This is a genomic window from Ornithinibacter aureus, assembly GCF_009858245.1.
Lineage (GTDB): Bacteria > Actinomycetota > Actinomycetes > Actinomycetales > Dermatophilaceae > Fodinibacter > Fodinibacter aureus.
The window spans coordinates 1,261,863-1,278,300 of the sequence record NZ_VMSB01000001.1; the positions used below are offsets into that span (position 1 = coordinate 1,261,863).

General features: G+C 71.8%; 14 protein-coding genes. 5 read left to right on the plus strand and 9 right to left on the minus strand.

The window, feature by feature from the left end:
- Nucleotides 1-24: 24 nt before the first annotated feature.
- On the plus strand, nt 25-1,377 hold the full coding sequence (gdhA, locus tag C8E84_RS05980; RefSeq protein WP_159900333.1) for an NADP-specific glutamate dehydrogenase: 1,353 nt from the start codon (nt 25-27) through the stop codon (nt 1,375-1,377).
- A gap of 16 nt (nt 1,378-1,393) precedes the next feature.
- On the opposite strand, the gene C8E84_RS05985 is transcribed toward gdhA, so the two are convergent.
- Nucleotides 1,394-2,293 carry an alpha/beta fold hydrolase gene (locus tag C8E84_RS05985; protein WP_159900335.1) on the minus strand — a complete coding sequence of 300 codons (900 nt, stop codon included), beginning with the start codon at nt 2,291-2,293 and terminating at the stop codon, nt 1,394-1,396.
- Nucleotides 2,294-2,359: 66 nt separating this feature from the next.
- Between C8E84_RS05985 and C8E84_RS05990 the strand changes: the two genes are divergently transcribed.
- Nucleotides 2,360-3,856, plus strand: a complete 1,497-nt coding sequence (locus C8E84_RS05990; protein WP_159900337.1) for a long-chain-fatty-acid--CoA ligase — start codon at nt 2,360-2,362, stop codon at nt 3,854-3,856.
- 95 nt (nt 3,857-3,951) lie between these two features.
- Here the strand turns inward: C8E84_RS05990 and C8E84_RS05995 are convergent, their stop codons facing one another.
- The 3 genes from C8E84_RS05995 to C8E84_RS06005 are packed head-to-tail and all read right to left on the minus strand — an operon-like array spanning nt 3,952 to nt 6,883.
- Nucleotides 3,952-4,944 (minus strand): DMT family transporter, encoded by a 993-nt coding sequence (locus C8E84_RS05995; RefSeq protein WP_159900339.1) that lies wholly within the window; start codon nt 4,942-4,944, stop codon nt 3,952-3,954.
- A complete protein-coding gene (locus tag C8E84_RS06000; RefSeq protein ID WP_159900341.1) occupies nt 4,941-5,939 on the minus strand; it encodes a uroporphyrinogen decarboxylase/cobalamine-independent methonine synthase family protein in 999 nt (332 codons plus the stop codon). The genes C8E84_RS05995 and C8E84_RS06000 overlap by 4 nt, the downstream gene beginning before the upstream one ends.
- Nucleotides 5,936-6,883 (minus strand): DUF1272 domain-containing protein, encoded by a 948-nt coding sequence (locus tag C8E84_RS06005; RefSeq protein WP_159900343.1) that lies wholly within the window; start codon nt 6,881-6,883, stop codon nt 5,936-5,938. Before C8E84_RS06005 ends, C8E84_RS06000 begins: the two co-directional genes overlap by 4 nt.
- Nucleotides 6,884-7,000: 117 nt before the next feature.
- On the opposite strand from C8E84_RS06005, the gene pdxR reads away from it, so the two are divergent.
- Together pdxR and C8E84_RS06015 are read left to right on the plus strand one after the other, a co-directional pair.
- Nucleotides 7,001-8,434 carry a MocR-like pyridoxine biosynthesis transcription factor PdxR gene (gene pdxR / locus C8E84_RS06010; protein ID WP_159900345.1) on the plus strand — a complete coding sequence of 478 codons (1,434 nt, stop codon included), beginning with the start codon at nt 7,001-7,003 and terminating at the stop codon, nt 8,432-8,434.
- Nucleotides 8,435-8,571: 137 nt separating this feature from the next.
- On the plus strand, nt 8,572-9,345 hold the full coding sequence (locus C8E84_RS06015; RefSeq protein ID WP_159900347.1) for a DUF5995 family protein: 774 nt from the start codon (nt 8,572-8,574) through the stop codon (nt 9,343-9,345).
- Between the two features lie 7 nt (nt 9,346-9,352).
- Here C8E84_RS06015 and C8E84_RS06020 read toward each other — a convergent pair whose 3' ends face one another.
- The 5 genes from C8E84_RS06020 to C8E84_RS06040 all read right to left on the minus strand — a co-directional run bounded on the left by C8E84_RS06020 (nt 9,353) and on the right by C8E84_RS06040 (nt 14,938).
- Nucleotides 9,353-10,312 (minus strand): pirin family protein, encoded by a 960-nt coding sequence (locus C8E84_RS06020; protein WP_211675412.1) that lies wholly within the window; start codon nt 10,310-10,312, stop codon nt 9,353-9,355.
- Between the two features lie 230 nt (nt 10,313-10,542).
- A complete protein-coding gene (gene mnmA / locus C8E84_RS06025) occupies nt 10,543-11,631 on the minus strand; it encodes a tRNA 2-thiouridine(34) synthase MnmA (RefSeq protein ID WP_159900349.1) in 1,089 nt (362 codons plus the stop codon).
- On the minus strand, nt 11,631-12,809 hold the full coding sequence (locus C8E84_RS06030; protein WP_246196816.1) for a cysteine desulfurase family protein: 1,179 nt from the start codon (nt 12,807-12,809) through the stop codon (nt 11,631-11,633). Before C8E84_RS06030 ends, mnmA begins: the two co-directional genes overlap by 1 nt.
- A gap of 346 nt (nt 12,810-13,155) precedes the next feature.
- Nucleotides 13,156-14,112, minus strand: a complete 957-nt coding sequence (locus C8E84_RS06035; protein WP_159900351.1) for an electron transfer flavoprotein subunit alpha/FixB family protein — start codon at nt 14,110-14,112, stop codon at nt 13,156-13,158.
- A 34-nt stretch (nt 14,113-14,146) separates the two neighbouring features.
- Nucleotides 14,147-14,938: an electron transfer flavoprotein subunit beta/FixA family protein gene (locus C8E84_RS06040; protein WP_159900353.1), complete on the minus strand. Its 792-nt coding sequence runs from the start codon at nt 14,936-14,938 to the stop codon at nt 14,147-14,149.
- A 217-nt stretch (nt 14,939-15,155) separates the two neighbouring features.
- Here C8E84_RS06040 and C8E84_RS06045 point away from each other — a divergent pair, with 217 nt between their 5' ends.
- Nucleotides 15,156-16,421, plus strand: coding sequence for a DUF2254 domain-containing protein (locus tag C8E84_RS06045; RefSeq protein WP_159900355.1), 1,266 nt, complete (start codon nt 15,156-15,158; stop codon nt 16,419-16,421).
- Nucleotides 16,422-16,438: the final 17 nt, after the last annotated feature.

A 16,438-nucleotide genomic window follows, 5' to 3' on the forward strand; every position in this document is an offset into this window, starting at 1 on the left:
GTCAAGGTTTGCCAGAGTGGGCCCATGACCGCGAAACTCCACCCCCGGGTCCAGCCGCACTTCGAGATGGTCCTCGCACGCAATCCGGGTGAGACCGAGTTCCACCAAGCAGTCTTCGAGGTCATGGCGAGCCTGACCCCCATGATCGGAACCCGCCCCGAGTACGCCCAGTGGTCGGTGCTCTCGCGCATGTGCGAACCCGAGCGCCAGATCATCTTCCGCGTGCCGTGGCTCGACGACCAGGGACGGGTGCAGATCAACCGCGGCTTCCGGGTCGAGTTCAACTCGGCCCTGGGCCCCTACAAGGGCGGGCTGCGCTTCCACCCGAGCGTCAACCTGTCGATCATCAAGTTCCTCGGCTTCGAGCAGGTCTACAAGAACGCCCTGACCGGCATGCCGATCGGCGGCGGCAAGGGCGGGTCGGACTTCGACCCCAAGGGGCGCTCCGACACCGAGATCATGCGCTTCTGCCAGTCGTTCATGACCGAGCTCTACCGGCACATCGGTGAGTACACCGACGTGCCTGCGGGCGACATCGGTGTCGGTGGGCGCGAGATCGGCTACCTGTTCGGGCAGTACAAGCGCATCACCAACCGCTACGAGTCGGGAGTGCTCACCGGCAAGGGCATCTCCGTGGGCGGCTCCCAGGTGCGCACCGAGGCCACGGGGTACGGCACGGTGTACTTCGCCCGGGAGATGCTCGCGACGGCCGGTCAGTCCTTCGACGGCAAGCGCGTCGTCGTCTCCGGCTCGGGCAACGTGGCCATCTACGCGATCGAGAAGGTCACGCAGCTCGGCGGCACCGTCGTCGCCTGCTCGGACAGCGACGGCTACGTCGTCGACGAGGCCGGCATCGACCTCGACCTGCTCAAGGAGGTCAAGGAGGTCCAGCGCGGCCGGCTGTCGGACTACGCGACGGCCCGCGCAGGCTCCGCCCGGCACGTCGTCGGTGGGTCCATCTGGGACGTGCCCTGCCAGGTGGCCCTGCCGTGTGCCACCCAGAACGAGCTCCCGGAGAGCGGCGTGCGCGCGCTGCTGGCCAACGGCGTCGAACTCGTCGCCGAGGGTGCGAACATGCCCACCACCCCGGAGGCGGTCGCGCTGCTCCAGGAAGCCGGCACCCCCTATGCCCCGGGCAAGGCGTCGAACGCCGGCGGCGTCGCGACGAGCGCTCTCGAGATGCAGCAGAACGCCAGCCGCGACTCGTGGACCTTCGAGGCCACCGAGGAACGGCTCGAGGCGATCATGACCTCCATCCACGCGCAGTGCGTCGAGACGGCCGAGCAGTACGGCGATCCGGGCAACTACGTCATGGGCGCCAACCTCGCGGCCTACACGAGGGTCGCCGACGCGATGGTGCTGCTCGGCGTCATCTGACCGATCGGCCGCAGGGTCAGCCGGATGCCGTGAGCAGCGCGGTGACGCGCTCGCCGATCTCTTCGCTGGCGGCGCGACCCTCCGGGGTCGGCAGCAGCGGGTAGTCGTGGATCGCACCCTCCTCGACGTGGAGCACGAAGGCCGAGCCGACCGGCATCCGCCGTTCCAGCTCCCGGCAGTCGGGCAGGGTGATGTCGCGGGTCCCGACCCAGACCTCGACCGGTGGCAGGGCGGTGAGGTCGCCGAACAGGGGGCTCACGAGGGGGTCGTCGAGAGCGAGGTCACCGGCCCACGCCTGCGCGATCGGCGCCAGCCCCGCCCGGGTGAGCCACGGGTCCGTGGGCTCGACGGCATCCACGGCGGGGTTGGCCATCGTGAGGTCGATCCACGGGGCGATGAGCAGCAGCCCGGCCACCTGCTGCTGCACGGCCGGCGGGGCCTGCTGGGCTGCGACGAGGGCCAGCCCACCACCGGCCGAGTCGCCGAGCAGCACGACCGAACGGCCCTGCGCGACAAGACCTTCGACGACCTCGGCGACGAAGGCAACTGCCTCGGATGCCGTGTGGTGCGGCGCGAGCCCGTAGATCGGCACGTGCACCTCGATGCCCGTGCGCGCCGCCAGTGCAGCAGCGAACGCCCACTGCTGGTCGACGATCTCGTTGGTGTAGGCACCCCCGTGGAGGTAGACGACCACCCCTGCACCGGATGCCGTGTGGCCGGGTCCACGCACCACGTGGACGTCGCGGCCCCGTACCTGGTGGGTCCTCAGGCGAGCGTCACCGAGGGTCCTCGCGGGCGGGTCGGACGGTCCCTTGGCGGCGTGCAGGAACGCCAGGCCGGCCTCGCGGGTGGCGTACCTCTTCTTGCGGGTCGCGCGCACGTAGAGGGCCACCGCACGCATCTGCCAGCTCGCCATCGCCCCACCTTAGATCGCGTGCGACGATGGGCCAGCCCGACAGAGCCGCCGAGCCCAGGAGCCCCGATGACCAACCTCGCGACCAACCTCACCAGCACCGCAGCGACCAACGCCGAGCAGGATGCGCTGCGGATCAACGGCCAGGGCGTGACGTACGCCCAGCTGCACGGCATGGCCGCGGCCGTGGCCGGGACGCTGCGCGCCAACGGCATCCAGCCCGGCGACCGGGTCGCGATCATCCTCCCCAACGTCCCGGCCTTCCCGGTCGTCTACTGGGGCATCCTGCTGGCCGGGGGCATCGTCGTGCCGATGAACCCGCTGCTCAAGGCCGGCGAGATCGACTACTTCTTCACCGACTCCGGCGCGAAGATCGCCTTCGTGTGGCCCGACTTCGTGCCCGAGGCCACCAAGGGCGCCCAGAACAGCGGCACGCAGATCATCGAGTGCGGCCCGATGGGCCCGGTGGCCGGCTCCTTCGAGGGCGGCGAACCGATCACCGAGCCGCACGAGCGCGCCGACGACGACACCGCGATCATCCTCTACACCTCGGGTACGACCGGCCGCCCCAAGGGTGCCGAGCTGACGCACTCCAACATCCACCTCAACGCGATGCGCTCGGCCCAGGTCATCCAGCAGATGACAGCCGACGACGTCGTCATGGGGTGCCTGCCGCTGTTCCACGTCTTCGGCCTCGTCGTCGGGCTCAACGCCGCCACCATCGCCGGGGCCTCGCTCGCACTCATCCCGCGCTTCGACCCCGCCGCGGCCATCGAGGTGATCGAGAAGGAGCGGGTGACGATCATGCAGGGCGTGCCGACGATGTACGCCGCGATCCTGAACCACCCGGCATCCGACGGCATGGACGCGTCGTCGCTGCGCACGTGTGCGTCCGGCGGCTCCGCGATGCCGCTGGAGGTGATGCGCTCGTTCGAGCAGAAGTTCGGCTGCATCATCCTCGAGGGCTACGGCCTGTCCGAGACCTCGCCCGTCGCGTCGTTCAACATGCCGACGATGGAGCGCAAGCCCGGTACGATCGGCGTGGCCATCCCCGGCTGCGAGATGAAGTGCGTCGACCTCGACGGCACCGAGGTGCCCGTCGGCGAGGTCGGTGAGATCGCCATCCGCGGCGACAACGTCATGAAGGGCTACTGGAACAAGCCGGAGGCCACCGCCGAGGCCATCCCCGACGGCTGGTTCCGCACCGGAGACCTCGCGACGATGGACTCGCAGGGCTACTTCACGATCGTCGACCGCAAGAAGGACATGATCCTGCGCGGCGGCATGAACGTGTACCCCCGGGAGGTCGAGGAGTGCCTCTACGAGCACCCCGACGTGCTCGAGGTGGCGGTCGTGGGCATCCCCGACGAGCTCTACGGCGAGCAGGTCGGTGCGGCGGTGGCCCTGCGCGAGGGTTCGACGGCGACCCCGCAGGACATCATCGACTTCGCCAAGGAGCGCATCGCGGCGTACAAGTACCCGCGCACGGTGTGGGTCGTCTCCGAACTTCCCAAGGGCCCGACCGGCAAGATCCTGCGCCGCGAGGTGCACGCACCCGCCGAGTGAGTCGGCGGGTGGCCACACCTGACCCGGCAAACCTCGACTCTCCTGGACAAGCGTTGTCCGGGTGAGTCGAGGTTTATCGGGCGACCCGATAAACCTCAGGCGCGGGCGGGCGACTGCTCCTCGACCACGTCGGATGCCGTGGCGTCGGTGGCCGGTCGGGCTGCGGGTTTCTGGTTGATGACGAACGCGGCGCCGAGAACGATCACGAACCCCACGATCTGCCAGGGCCCGAGGTGCTCCCCGAGCACGAGCACGCCGAGCAGCACCGACACCACGGGGATCAGGTAGGTGATCGTCGAGCCGATCACGGGCCCGGCGCCACGCACGACGTCGAACTGGAGCATGTAGGCGAACCCGGTGCCGACGACGCCGAGCACGAGCACGCACAGCAGCGGCAACCAGGGCAGGTCGCCCGCACCTGCGGTGTCGTAGGCCCAGATCGCCGCCAGTCCCTCTGGCTGAAGCAGCGCCCACGTGATGACGAACGGCACCATGAGCACGAGCCCGCTCGTCAGGGTCGCCGCCGGCTGCGAGAGCCCGCCGAGGTCGACCCCGCTGAGGAAGCGCCGGTTGTACGTCCACCCGATGCCGTAGCTCGCGCCACCGATGAGGGCCATCGAGAACCCGACGAGATCGGGCCGGTCGGTGGCCGTCCACGGCTGCATGATCGTGATGACGCCGAGGAAGCCGACGCCGACGGCGACCAGTCTCCGCCCGGTGGCCCGCTCCCCCGGCAGGATCGCCATGGTGGCGAGCACCGTCGCGATGGGGGTCGCCGCGTTGCCGATGCCGGCCAGCGCCGAGCTGATCCGCGTCTCGGAGAGGGCGAAGAGCGTGAACGGCAGGGCCCCGAGGAAGAACCCGCACACGAGCAGGTGGCCCCACACCCGGGCCCCGGTCGGCAACCGTCCTCCGCGCGCGAAGAGCAGGGCGAGCAGGACCACGGCCCCGGACAGGATCCGCAGGCCGGAGATCTGCACGGCCGTCAGGGCCTCGAGGCCGACCTTCATGAGCAGGAAGCTCGACCCCCAGATGAGCACGAGCGCCAGGTACTTGACCTGCCAGGGAACACGCGGCTGCGCCCTCATGCCGGTACCTCCTCGCTGAGTCGGCGCGCCGTGTCGAGCGCCGCGCGCACAACGGCCTGGGCCCCATGCGGTGTGAGTCCGGCCAGGCCGCAGGCCGGTGAGACCACGAGCCCCGTGAGCGTCGTGGCCGCCAGGCCGGCCCGCTCGAAGCCCTCGAGGACCAGCGCCCGCGCGCCGTGGTCGGTGCCAGAGCCGTCGGTCGGCAGGCACCCGGCGTACAGCCCGGTGCCGGCCTCGAGCGTCGCCGCGATCGACTCCCAGCGCGCCGGCGTGGCGGCCGTGACGTCGAGGGCGACCGCCCCGGCACCGGCGGCCCGCAGTAGCGGCAGCGGCGCGGCGTGGTGGCAGCAGTGCACGACCGTGTCGCCGTCGTGGGCTGCAAGCACCTGCTCGAGGCGGCGCATGACGTCGTGCGGCTCGACCGCCCGCACCCGCCCGTACCCCGACGAGGTCGGCAGCGACCCCTCGAGCACGGCCGGCAGGGACGGCTCGTCGACCTGGAGGACGACGTCGGCACCGGGGACAAGGCGGCGCACGTCGGCGACGTAGTTCTGGATGCCGTCGCTCAGCGACGCGGTCACGTCACCCACCGCCCCGGCATCCGAGACCACCCGCTCGCCACGGTTCAGGCGCAGCGACGCCACGAGGGTCCACGGGCCGGCAACCTGGACCTTGAGCGGGCCGACGTAGCCGTCGTAGGCCTCGGCCAGCTCGTCGAGGTCCTCGCGGTGCAGGGCTGCGGTGCGGCCGGAGTCGCGACCCGGGCGGGCGACGAGTCGCCAGCCACTGGGTTGCAGGTCCACGGGCAGGTCGACGAGCAGGCCGGCAGCCCGCCCGATGATGTCGGCACCGGGGCCGCGGGCCGGGGTCTCGGGCAGGTGCGGCAGCCCGTCGCCGTCACCGGTGACCAGCAGGTCGCGCACGGTGCGCACGGCCTCACGCACCGAGGTGCCGGGCCACGACCCGATGCCGGTGGCCCGCACGGGCGCGGTCATCGGCCCACCCGCTCGACGAAGGCCGTGACGGATGCCGGGACCGGGGTCGCGGCCTCCACCGACCACGGGGCGGGCTCGGGGTCGCCGGCGACGACGCGCAACGGGACGACGCCCGACCACGCGTCGGTCTCCTCGTCAGGGGCTGACGCACCCCCCGAGCGGGCCTTGAGCACCCACTGGCCGTCGGTGATGGGCAGCTCCATCGCCAGGGTGGCCGCGACCTCCTTGGGCAGCATCGGACGCACCTCGGACGTTCGACCGGGAACGAGGCGCTCGGAGATGCGGTCCAGGGAGGTCTCGCGGTCCTCGCCCGTGAGCGGGGTCAGCACCCCGTGGATGACCGCGGAGCGGTAGTTGGCCGAGGAGTCGAAGGTGGTGTGTGCGACGACGAGCCCGTCGACGACCATGACGCTGAAGACCGCCGGGGCCCCGGCCGCGACGTGCCGCAGCGCACCCGCGCCCGTCGACCCGTGCAACAGCACCCGGTCACCGTCGCGGGCGAAGAGCATCGGCACGACCCAGGGGCGGCCGTCGACGACGGTGGAGAGCGTGCCCGTGAGCACCTCGTCGAGCAGGGCGTCGAGCTCGGTGCGCTCCGAGCGCGCCCGGTCGGCGAGGCGCCGCAGCCGCTGCGGCGAGGCACCTGCAGCATCACCGGCGCCGGCACCGGCACCCACGCTGGCGCGCCCGGCATACCCCGGGCCGGGGCACTCGCCGGCGGACACCACTCGCTGCGTCGATGCCGGGTGGCGGGCCAGTGCGTCACCGACCCTCGTCGGGCGCGGCATCAGGGCACCCCCGCAGTTCGGGCAGGCGCGCTCGAGGTGCTCTGCGCACCCCGAGCAGAACGTGCACTCGAACGAGCACACGACGGCACCGACCTCGCCCGCAGGCAGGTCGACGTCGCAGCACTCGCACCCGGGTCGCATCTGGAGCCCACTCACTGCCTCATCCTCTCTCCGCACCCCGACAGGGGCACCGTCGCACCATCCCATCAAGGCAAAGTGGCCCATGCCGAGATCCAGTAGGCACCGAAATCACAGGACCACTATGGTTCGAGGATGCCGCGCACCCCCCGACGGGTCGACCTCGCGATCACGGTGGCCGACGGCCCCGCTCCCCTGCGCCACCGCATCGCCGACGCCGTGGTCGGCGAACTGCGCTCCGGCCGCCTCCGCCCCGGCGACCCCCTGCCCTCTACCCGAGCCCTCGCGGCCGACCTCTCCCTCTCGCGCGGCCCGGTCGTCGCGGCCTACGACGAGCTGGCGGCCGCCGGTTTCGTTCTCAGCCGGGCCGGCTCGGGAGCGGTGGTCGCCCCGGGCGCCGACCGGGCCGCCGCGGCCGGGGCACTCAGCCACGTGCCCGCCGCGGGAGGCGAGGCGGCCGGCATCCGAGCGGTCACGACCACCGCACCCCGCTGGGACCTGCGCCCCGGACGCCCGGACACCACGCTGCTCGACGCCGCCGCCTGGCGCCGCGCCTGGCGGGCCGCGGGCACCGCCGTGCCCGGCAACGACGCCGGCGCCGGGCCGAGTCACGAGCGCCTGCGCCGGGTGCTCGCCGACCACCTGCGGCGCAGCCGTGGCGTCGCGGTGGCCCCCGACGACCTGCTGATCGTGCCCGGCGTCGGGGCGTCGCTGCGGGCCCTGCCCGTGGCGCTGGGCCTCGTCGGGTCCACCGTGGCCCTCGAGGACCCGGGCTACGTCGAGGCGTGGACCGCGTTCGAGGCCGAGGGTGCCCGCGTCGCGGCGGTGTCGGTCGACGGCGACGGACTCGACCCCGCGCACCTGCCGCGCGGCGCCCGGGCCGTCTACGTCACCCCGTCGCACCAGTACCCCCTCGGCGCACGGATGCCGGTCACCCGGCGCGCGCTGTTGCTGGACTGGGCGCGGCGCACCGACTCCCTCGTGCTCGAGGACGACTACGACGGGGAGTTCCGCTACGACGTCTCGCCGCTTCCCGCGCTGCGGTCGATGCCGGGCGCCGCGGACCACGTCGTCTACATCGGCACGGCGTCGAAGCTCATCGCACCGTCCCTGCGGGTCGCGTGGATCGCCGCACCGCGTCGACTGCGCGAACGCCTGAGGGTCGAGCTGGAGAGCCGGGGCCTGGTCGTCAACGAGGCCACCGGGTTGGCGCTGGCGGAGTTCATCGCCTCCGGGTCGCTCGCCACCCACCACGCCCGGGTGACCCGCACGTATGCCGCGCGGCGAGCGGCACTGGTGGCGGCGGCATCCGAACACCTTCCGTTCGTGGTGCTGGACGGGGTCGAGGCCGGCCTGCACGTCGTGCTGCGCCTGCCCGACGACGTCGACGACCTCGACGTCGTGACCCGGCTCGACGCGGCCGGTGTGGCGGCGAGCCCGTTGTCGGCGTATGCCGTCGCGACGCCGGTGCGGGGGCTGGTGCTCTGCTACGCGGGGCTGGCGGAGACCCAGGCCGGTGCCGCGATCCGCGCGGTGGCCGACACCCTGCGTCCCCACATCGACCAATAGGTCACTCCAGGTACGGCCCCACCCACCACACCCCGTCCCCACATCGACCAATAGGTCACTCCAGGTACGGCCCCACCCACCGCGGGCTGCTTCGTTTTCCCGTGACGAGGGCCGGGTCGCGCCTACGCTGTTCAGGCATGGGCGACCCGGCGACCGCCGAGCAGAGGCTGGAGTCACTGACTCAGGTCTGGACTGCGTCCGGGGACCGTCGGGCCGTGTTCTCCGAGTGCTACCTCGTGATGACGAGACGGGTGCGCGAGCGGGTGCTCAACGGCGCCTTCCACGACGGGGTGTGGGTGACGCGTCTGCTCGACCGGTTCGCCGACTACTACTTCGACGCCGTGGAGGCGTACGGCCGGTCGGGCGACTTCACCCTGACCACGGTCACGACCGTCACGACGACCCCGGACGGCGTCGACGCGACCGTCGCCCAGGTGCCCGAACAGGTGTGCCCCGCGGTGTGGCGCGGCGCCCTCGACGCCTGCTCGGACCCTGACTGCCACCCGCTCCAGGCGCTCATGCTCGGCATCAACGCCCACATCAACCACGACCTGGCCTTCGCCCTGGTCGACGTGCTCGACGACTGGGACGCCCTCGACGACGAACGGCGCCACCAGCGTCACGAAGACCACGAACTGGTCAACACGATCATCGACGAGACCACTGACGAGGTGCAGCGCGAGGTCGTCGCCCAGTGGTCACCCCTGGCCGAGATGCTCGACGCCCTGATGGGTCCGCTCGACGAGTGGGCCTTCGGCACGCTCGCACAGTCATGGCGCAGCCAGGTGTGGCTCGACGCGATGGATCTCGTCGCCCTGCCATCCGAGGAGCGCTCGCTCGCGACGCAGCGCATCGGCGAGCGCGCCTCGGGGGTGGCGACGGTCATCCTGCTCGGCCGTCGCCCCGGCTGACGCCTGCTCAGCCGAAGCTGTGCCCGGGGATGGTGCCGAGCTTGCCCGCCTGGAAGTCCTCGAACGCCTGCACCAGTTCGGCGCGGGTGTTCATGACGAACGGGCCGTAGGCCGCGACGGGCTCACGGATCGGGCGGCCACCCATGATGTAGAGGTCCAGGCTGGGGCTGCGACTCTCCTGCTGCTCGTTCGCGCCGACCTCGATGACGTCGCCGGCACCGAGCACGACGAGTTGACCCTGGCGGATCGGGCGCCGGTCGGGGCCGACCGTGCCGAGGCCGTTGAGCACGTACACGAGCGCGTTGAACTGCGGGTTCCAGGGCAGGCGCAGCTGGCCGCCGCCCTCGATGGTGGCGTGCACGATCGAGATCGGGGTGTGGGTGATGCCGGGGCCCTGGTGGCCGTCGACCTCACCGGCGATGACGCGCACGAGGCCGCCACCGTCATGCGTGGACAGCAGGGCCACCTCGCCGCCGCGGATGTCCTGGTAGCGCGGGTTCGACATCTTCATCGACCCGGGCAGGTTGACCCACAGCTGGAGGCCGTGGAACAGCCCGCCGGACAGCACGAGCGACTCGGGCGGCACCTCGATGTGCAGCAGGCCCGAGCCCGCCGTCATCCACTGGGTGTCGCCATTGGTGATGGTGCCACCGCCACCGTGGCTGTCCCGGTGCTCGAAGGTGCCGTCGATGATGTAGGTGACGGTCTCGAAGCCGCGGTGCGGGTGCCAGGCCGTGCCCTTGGGCTCGCCCGGGGCGTACTCGACCTCACCCATCTGGTCCATGTGGATGAACGGGTCGAGCGCCGCCAGGTCAACGCCGGCGAAGGCTCGCCGCACGGGGAACCCCTCGCCCTCGAAGCCGCTCGGCGCGGTGGTGACCGAGCGCACGGGGCGCGTCACGGCATCCGGCACGGGTTCCGTCACGCGGGGCAGGGTGAGGATGTTCTCGACGGTCACGGCTGGCATGGTGATCAGCTCCTTGCGCTTCTGGGCTCCCCGGTTTCGGAGGGTACTTCCCACAACGCTAGTTGACGTATCAACTATTCCGCTCGTGATATCGCCCTGCATCTGAGCGCGCACGCAGAGGTTCCGATCGCGCACCAATTACTGCGTGCGCTCCGACGTGCTGCGTGCCGACCACGCGCCCGCAGCCACACCCCCCCGACAACGATGGCGGATGCCGTGGGGCTGGGTGGTCAGGCGCGCCCGGTCTCGCTGATGGTCGCCGACCCGACGACCCGGGTGCCCTCGTAGAGCACGACGGACTGCCCCGGCGCGACACCGCGCACGCGGCGCTCGAGCACCACCCGAACGGTGGGCGACGGACCGGGAACCACCTCGGCCGTGGCTGGCACCTCCTCGCCGTGCGCCCGCACCTGGGCGCCGAGCGAGACCCGCCCGCTGGGGGCAGGGCCGCACCAGCGCACGTGGTCACCGACGATGAGGTCGACCCCGAGCAGGTCGGCCGTGCCGATGACGACCCGGTTGCTCGGGGCGTCGATCTCGACGACGTAGCGCGGGTCGCCGTCGAGCGCCGACCGGTCGATGCCGAGCCCTCGACGTTGCCCCACGGTGAAGCCGTGCGCCCCGGTGTGTGACCCGACGACGGCACCCGTGACCGCGTCGACGAGCTCACCCGGCCGCTCCCCCAGCCGCCGGTTCAGCCACCCGCGGGTGTCACCGTCCGGGATGAAGCAGATGTCGTGGCTGTCCGGCTTCCTGGCCACCGCGAAACCACGCTCGGCAGCCTCGGCCCGCACCTGGGTCTTCGTGGAGTCACCGAGTGGGAAGAACGAGCGTGCGAGCTGGTCGGCGTCCAGCACCCCGAGCACGTACGACTGGTCCTTCGCGGCGTCGACCGCCCGGTGCAGCTCGCGGCCCGCCGGCCCGTCGACGATCTGGGCGTAGTGCCCCGTCGCGACGGCGTCGAACCCCAGGGCCACCGCCTTGTCGAGCAACCCGGCGAACTTGATCCGCTCGTTGCAGCGCAGGCAGGGGTTGGGCGTGCGCCCGGCCGCGTACTCGGCGGCGAAGTCCTCGACGACGTCGCGCTCGAAGCGGCTCGCGAGGTCCCAGACGTAGAACGGGATACCGAGCCGGTCCGCGACGCGACGCGCGTCCCCGGCATCCTCGATGGTGCAGCACCCGCGGGCGGACTCGCGCAGCGTCGCGGCCGAGCGCGAGAGCGCCAGGTGCACGCCGACGACCTCGTGGCCGGCCTCGATCATGCGTGAGGCGGCGACGGCCGAGTCGACCCCGCCCGACATCGCGGCGACGACCCTCATCAGAGCAGCCCGCTCGCCCGTCGAGCCCGCTCGACGACACCCGGCAGGGCAGCGAGGAACGCGTCGACGTCGGCCTCGGTCGAGGTGTGACCCAGCGACAGGCGCAGCGCCCCGCGCGCCTGCGACTCGGTGTGCCCCATGGCGAGCAGCACGTGGCTCGGCTGCGGCACCCCGGCCTGGCAGGCGGACCCCGTGCTGCACTCGACCCCGGCCGCGTCCAGGAGATAGAGCAGGCTGTCGCCCTCGCACCCGGGGACGAGCACGTGGGCATTCCCCGGCAGGCGCTTGGTCGCGTCGCCGGCCTTCCAGCAGCCGCTCACGGTGATGCCCAGGCCCAGCCCGAGCGCCCCCTCGATGAGCCGGTCCCGCAGCGCGAGCACGCGCTTGGCCTCGACGTCGCGGTGGGCGACGGTCTCCTCCAGGGCCACGGCGAACGAGTGGATGCCGGCCGCGTCCAGGGTGCCGCTGCGCACCTGCCGCTCCTGCCCACCACCGTGGGCGATGGGCACGAGCGGGGCGTCACGCCGCGCCAGCAGGGCCCCGACCCCGACGGGCCCGCCGAGCTTGTGGGCGCTGACGGTCATCAGGTCGGCGCCGCTGTCGTCGAAGCGGACGGGCAGGTGGGCGATCGCCTGCACGGCGTCGGTGTGGAAGGGCACCCCGTGCTCGCGGGCGACCGCGGCGAGCTCGGCCACCGGCTGGATGGTGCCGACCTCGTTGTTGGCCCACATCACGCTCGCGACGGCCACGCCGCCCGGCGCCAGGGCCTCGCGCAGGGTGTCGGGGGCGAGGTGGCCGCAGCGGTCGGGTTCCAGCCAGGTCACGGCGACCCCGCGGGAGCCCTCGAGGTACTCGACGGGGTCGAGCACCGCGTGGTGCTCGATGGCGCTGGTCACGACGCCGTTGACTGAAGGGTCCTGCGCCCGGCGGGCCAGCCACGTGCCCTTGACGGCGAGGTTGTCGGCCTCGGTGCCCCCCGAGGTGAAGACCACCTCCGACGGCCGGGCTCCGAGGGCCGCCCCGATGCGCTCGCGGGCCTCCTCGACGACGGCCCTGGCGGCCCGACCGGAGGTGTGCAGCGACGACGGGTTGCCCACCTGGCGCGAGACCTCGAGCAGGGCGTCGACCGCGGCGGGCAGCATGGGTGTCGTCGCCGCATGGTCGAGGTAGTGGCTCACAACGGGCGATTCTACGTTTCGCGCCCGGCAGCGAACTCCCTGACCGCACGGCATCGGCGGCGGCGGCATCAGGCGATGCGCAGCGCCTCGGAATCCGCTCCGGCGAACACCCCCCGGCGCCGGGTGGCGCCGCCGACGCAGATCCTTGCTCCCCTTGCGCGCTCCTGCTCCCGATGTGCGCTCTTGCTCCTGGTGCGCGCTGCTGCAAGGGCGCACATCCGGAGTACCGATCTGCGACGGGAGCAAGGCCCCGCCATCCGGGAACGCCGAAGGGGCGACCGATTCGGTCGCCCCTTCATCGTCCGCTCGCGCGGCAGACCGCCTCGTGAGCGGTGGTTTCGTGGTGTCAGCCCTTGCGCTTCTTGACCTCGGCCGTGGCCTGGGGCAGCACCGAGAACAGGTCGCCGACGACGCCGAAGTCGACGAGCTCGAAGATCGGCGCCTCCTCGTCCTTGTTGATGGCGATGATCGTCTTCGACGTCTGCATGCCGGCGCGGTGCTGGATCGCACCCGAGATGCCGGCGGCGACGTAGAGCTGCGGCGAGACCTGCTTGCCGGTCTGGCCGACCTGGTGGGCGTGCGGGTACCAGCCGGCGTCGACGGCTGCCCGGCTCGCACCGACGGCAGCGCCGAGGCTGTCGGCGAACTCCTCGACGGGCGAGAAGTCACCGCCGGTGCCGCGGCCACCGGAAACCACGATGGCGGCCTCGGTGAGCTCGGGACGGCCGGTGGCCTTCTTGGGCTGGCTGTCGGTGACGCGCGCGGCCTTGGCGGCGTCGCTGACCGTGACTGCGAACGCCTCGACGACACCGGGGGCCGGGGAGGCCTCCAGCGGAACCGAGTTCGGCTTCACGGCGATGATCGGCGTGCCGGTGGTGACCTTGGCGGTGACGGTGTACGAGCCCGCGAGCACGGACTGGGTCGTCTCGATGCCGTCAGCCCCCGCGCGCACGTCGACGGCGTCGGTGATGAGGCCGGACGACGTCTTGATCGCCAGACGCGCGGCGATCTCCTTGCCGGCTGCGTTGCTCGGGATGATGACGGCCGCCGGGGTGACCTTCTCCACGAGCGCCGCGAGGATCTCGGCCTGCGGTGCCACGAGGAAGCCCGCGGCGTCGGCGTCGTCGACGACGTACACCTTGTGCGCGCCGTACTTGGCGAGCGTGACCTGGGCGCGGTCGGCGCCGGGGCCGATGTGGACGGCGGAGGGCTCGCCGAGGCGGCGGGCGATCGTCAGCAGCTCAGCGGTCGCCTTGCGCAGGCGGCCGTCGGCGTGGTCGACGAGAACGAGTACTTCAGCCATGGGGGTGTCCTACCTTGTCTGGTCGTCGGCCGGGTCAGAGGAACTTCTGGCCGGCGAGGAACTCCGCCAGCTGGGTGCCGCCGTCGCCACCGTCGGTGACGATCTGGCCCTGGGCGCGCGGCGGACGCTTGGCGAACGACACGACGGTCGTCCACGCGGCATCCAGACCGACGAGCGAGGGGTCGATGCCGAGGTCGGCCAGGCCCCACTGCTCCACGGGCTTCTTCTTGGCCGCCATGATCCCCTTGAACGAGGGGTAGCGCGGCTCGTTGATCTGGTCGGTGACCGAGACCAGGGCCGGCAGGCTCGCGACGATCGTCTCGGATGCCGTGTCGCCGTCGCGCCGGATGGTCACCGTGCCGTCGGCGATGGTGAGCTCGGAGGCGAAGGTGACCTGGGGCAGGCCGAGGCGCTCGGCGAGCATCGCCGGAACGACGCCCATGACCCCGTCGGTGGAGGCCATGCCGGTCAGCACGAGCTCGGGGGAACCACCGGTGGCCTTCTTCACGGCCTCGGCGAGCACCAGCGAGGTGGCGGCCGCGTCGGAGCCGTGGATGGCGTCGTCACTGACGTGGATGCCCGCGTGGGCCCCCATCTGCAGCGCCTTCTTGATCGCGTCGGCGGCTCCGGCGGGGCCCACCGTCAGCACGGTGACCTCACCCTCGCCGGCGGCCTCGACCAGCTTGAGGGCCTCTTCGACGGCGTACTCGTCGAGCTCGGAGAGCAGGCCGTCGACGCCTTCGCGGTCAATGGTGCTGTCGGATTCACGGAAGGTGCGCTCGGACTGTGCGTCCGGCACGTGCTTGACGCAGACGACGATGTTCATGCGTGCCTCGTCCTCATCTCTTACTGGGGGCTTGGGTCAGCCGATGGGCTGGCGTCAACAGGTGACAGGAGCCCGCGCGCTCGGCTCGGGCGTGGCGTCGATTCTCTCAGGCGGTGAGCGCTTGTTCACCATCGCCTCAGCGTGATGCCCGCCACCCCGGCGTCCGAGCGGTCCGCTCCCGTGTGTTCTGGCCAGCTTCGGTGGCAGGATCGCGCAGGTGACCAGAGGCGAGCGCGCAGGCACGGTCCGACGCACGGTCGGGCCGGTCGGCGACCCCGAGACGATCGGCTGGTGGGAGCGACTCTGGGGCCCCTTCTGGGTGCTGCCGTCGACGATCTGCGCCCTTGCGGTCGTGGCGGGCCTGGTCCTGCCCCGCATCGACGAGGCGCTCACCGACGACCTGCCCTATCTCTTCGGCGGCGGCGCCGAGTCCGCTCGAAGCCTACTGAGCACCATCGCGAGCGCGATGATCTCGGTCACCGGGCTCGTCTTCTCGATCACCATGGTCGTCATGCAGCTGGCGAGCAGCCAGTTCACCCCGCGCCTGCTCGGCAGCTTCCTCGGCAGCCGCATCACCCAGGTGACCCTGGGCGTCTTCACGTCGTCCTTCGTGTTCGCTCTCATCGTGCTGCGCGACGTGCGTGGCGGTGCCACCCCGTTCGTTCCCCAGCTCTCGGTGACGGTGGCCTTCCTGCTCGTGCTGGCCAGCGTGGCGTTGTTCTTCGCCTTCATCCACCACATCACCGTGTCGATCCAGGTGTCCCAGGTCATCGACCGGATCGCGAACCAGACCGTCCAGACCCTGCAGCAGGGGGATGACGAGTGGGGCGACACCTCGGCCGGGTCGCCGTCCTGGTCCCAGGCGACGGGCCCCACGGTCACCGTGTCGACGGGCTCGGGCCATGGCGTCCTGCAGCGCGTGCGCTACACCGACCTCGTGGAGACCGCGGAACGGGCTGGGGTCGTCGTCGAGCTGCGGACGCGGGTCGGCGAGGTCCGCCACCAGGGTCAGGTGCTCGCGGTCGTGCACGGGGCCCTCGCGGGTGATGACGTCATCGAGCAGGTGCGGGGGTCCTTCGGGCTGGGCAAGGAACGCTCGATGCCGCAGGACCCCGAGTTCGGTGTGCGCCAACTGGTCGACATCGCCGAACGAGCCCTCTCCCCCGGCATCAACGACCCCACCACGGCGGTCCAGGTGCTCGACGAGCTCCACCGGATCCTGCGGGTCGCGGGCGCCCGGGCCGACCGCTCGCCCCACCTCGTCGACGCCTCGGGCACGGTGCGCGTGGTCGACGCGCCGACGACCTTCACCCGGCTGCTCGACCTCTCGCTCGACGAGATCGCCCACTACGGCAAGGACTCGCTCCAGGTGCCCCGGCGAATCGTGGCACTGCTCGACGACCTCGAGGGCAGTGTGCGCGACGAGCACGTGGCCGCCGTCACCGCCCGGCGAACCGCGCTCCACGACGCCCTCGGCGCCTGACTCGCCGAGGCAGCCGC

Coding starts and splice junctions, on each gene's coding strand:
- C8E84_RS05990 (WP_159900337.1), top strand. CDS start 2,360: ATGACCAACCTCGCGACCAACCTCACCAGCACCGCAGCGACCAACGCC.
- C8E84_RS06020 (WP_211675412.1), bottom strand. CDS start 10,312: ATGCCAGCCGTGACCGTCGAGAACATCCTCACCCTGCCCCGCGTGACG.
- mnmA (WP_159900349.1), bottom strand. CDS start 11,631: ATGAGGGTCGTCGCCGCGATGTCGGGCGGGGTCGACTCGGCCGTCGCC.
- C8E84_RS06000 (WP_159900341.1), bottom strand. CDS start 5,939: ATGACCGCGCCCGTGCGGGCCACCGGCATCGGGTCGTGGCCCGGCACC.
- C8E84_RS06015 (WP_159900347.1), top strand. CDS start 8,572: ATGGGCGACCCGGCGACCGCCGAGCAGAGGCTGGAGTCACTGACTCAG.
- C8E84_RS05985 (WP_159900335.1), bottom strand. CDS start 2,293: ATGGCGAGCTGGCAGATGCGTGCGGTGGCCCTCTACGTGCGCGCGACC.
- gdhA (WP_159900333.1), top strand. CDS start 25: ATGACCGCGAAACTCCACCCCCGGGTCCAGCCGCACTTCGAGATGGTC.
- C8E84_RS06040 (WP_159900353.1), bottom strand. CDS start 14,938: ATGAACATCGTCGTCTGCGTCAAGCACGTGCCGGACGCACAGTCCGAG.
- C8E84_RS06035 (WP_159900351.1), bottom strand. CDS start 14,112: ATGGCTGAAGTACTCGTTCTCGTCGACCACGCCGACGGCCGCCTGCGC.
- pdxR (WP_159900345.1), top strand. CDS start 7,001: ATGCCGCGCACCCCCCGACGGGTCGACCTCGCGATCACGGTGGCCGAC.
- C8E84_RS05995 (WP_159900339.1), bottom strand. CDS start 4,944: ATGAGGGCGCAGCCGCGTGTTCCCTGGCAGGTCAAGTACCTGGCGCTC.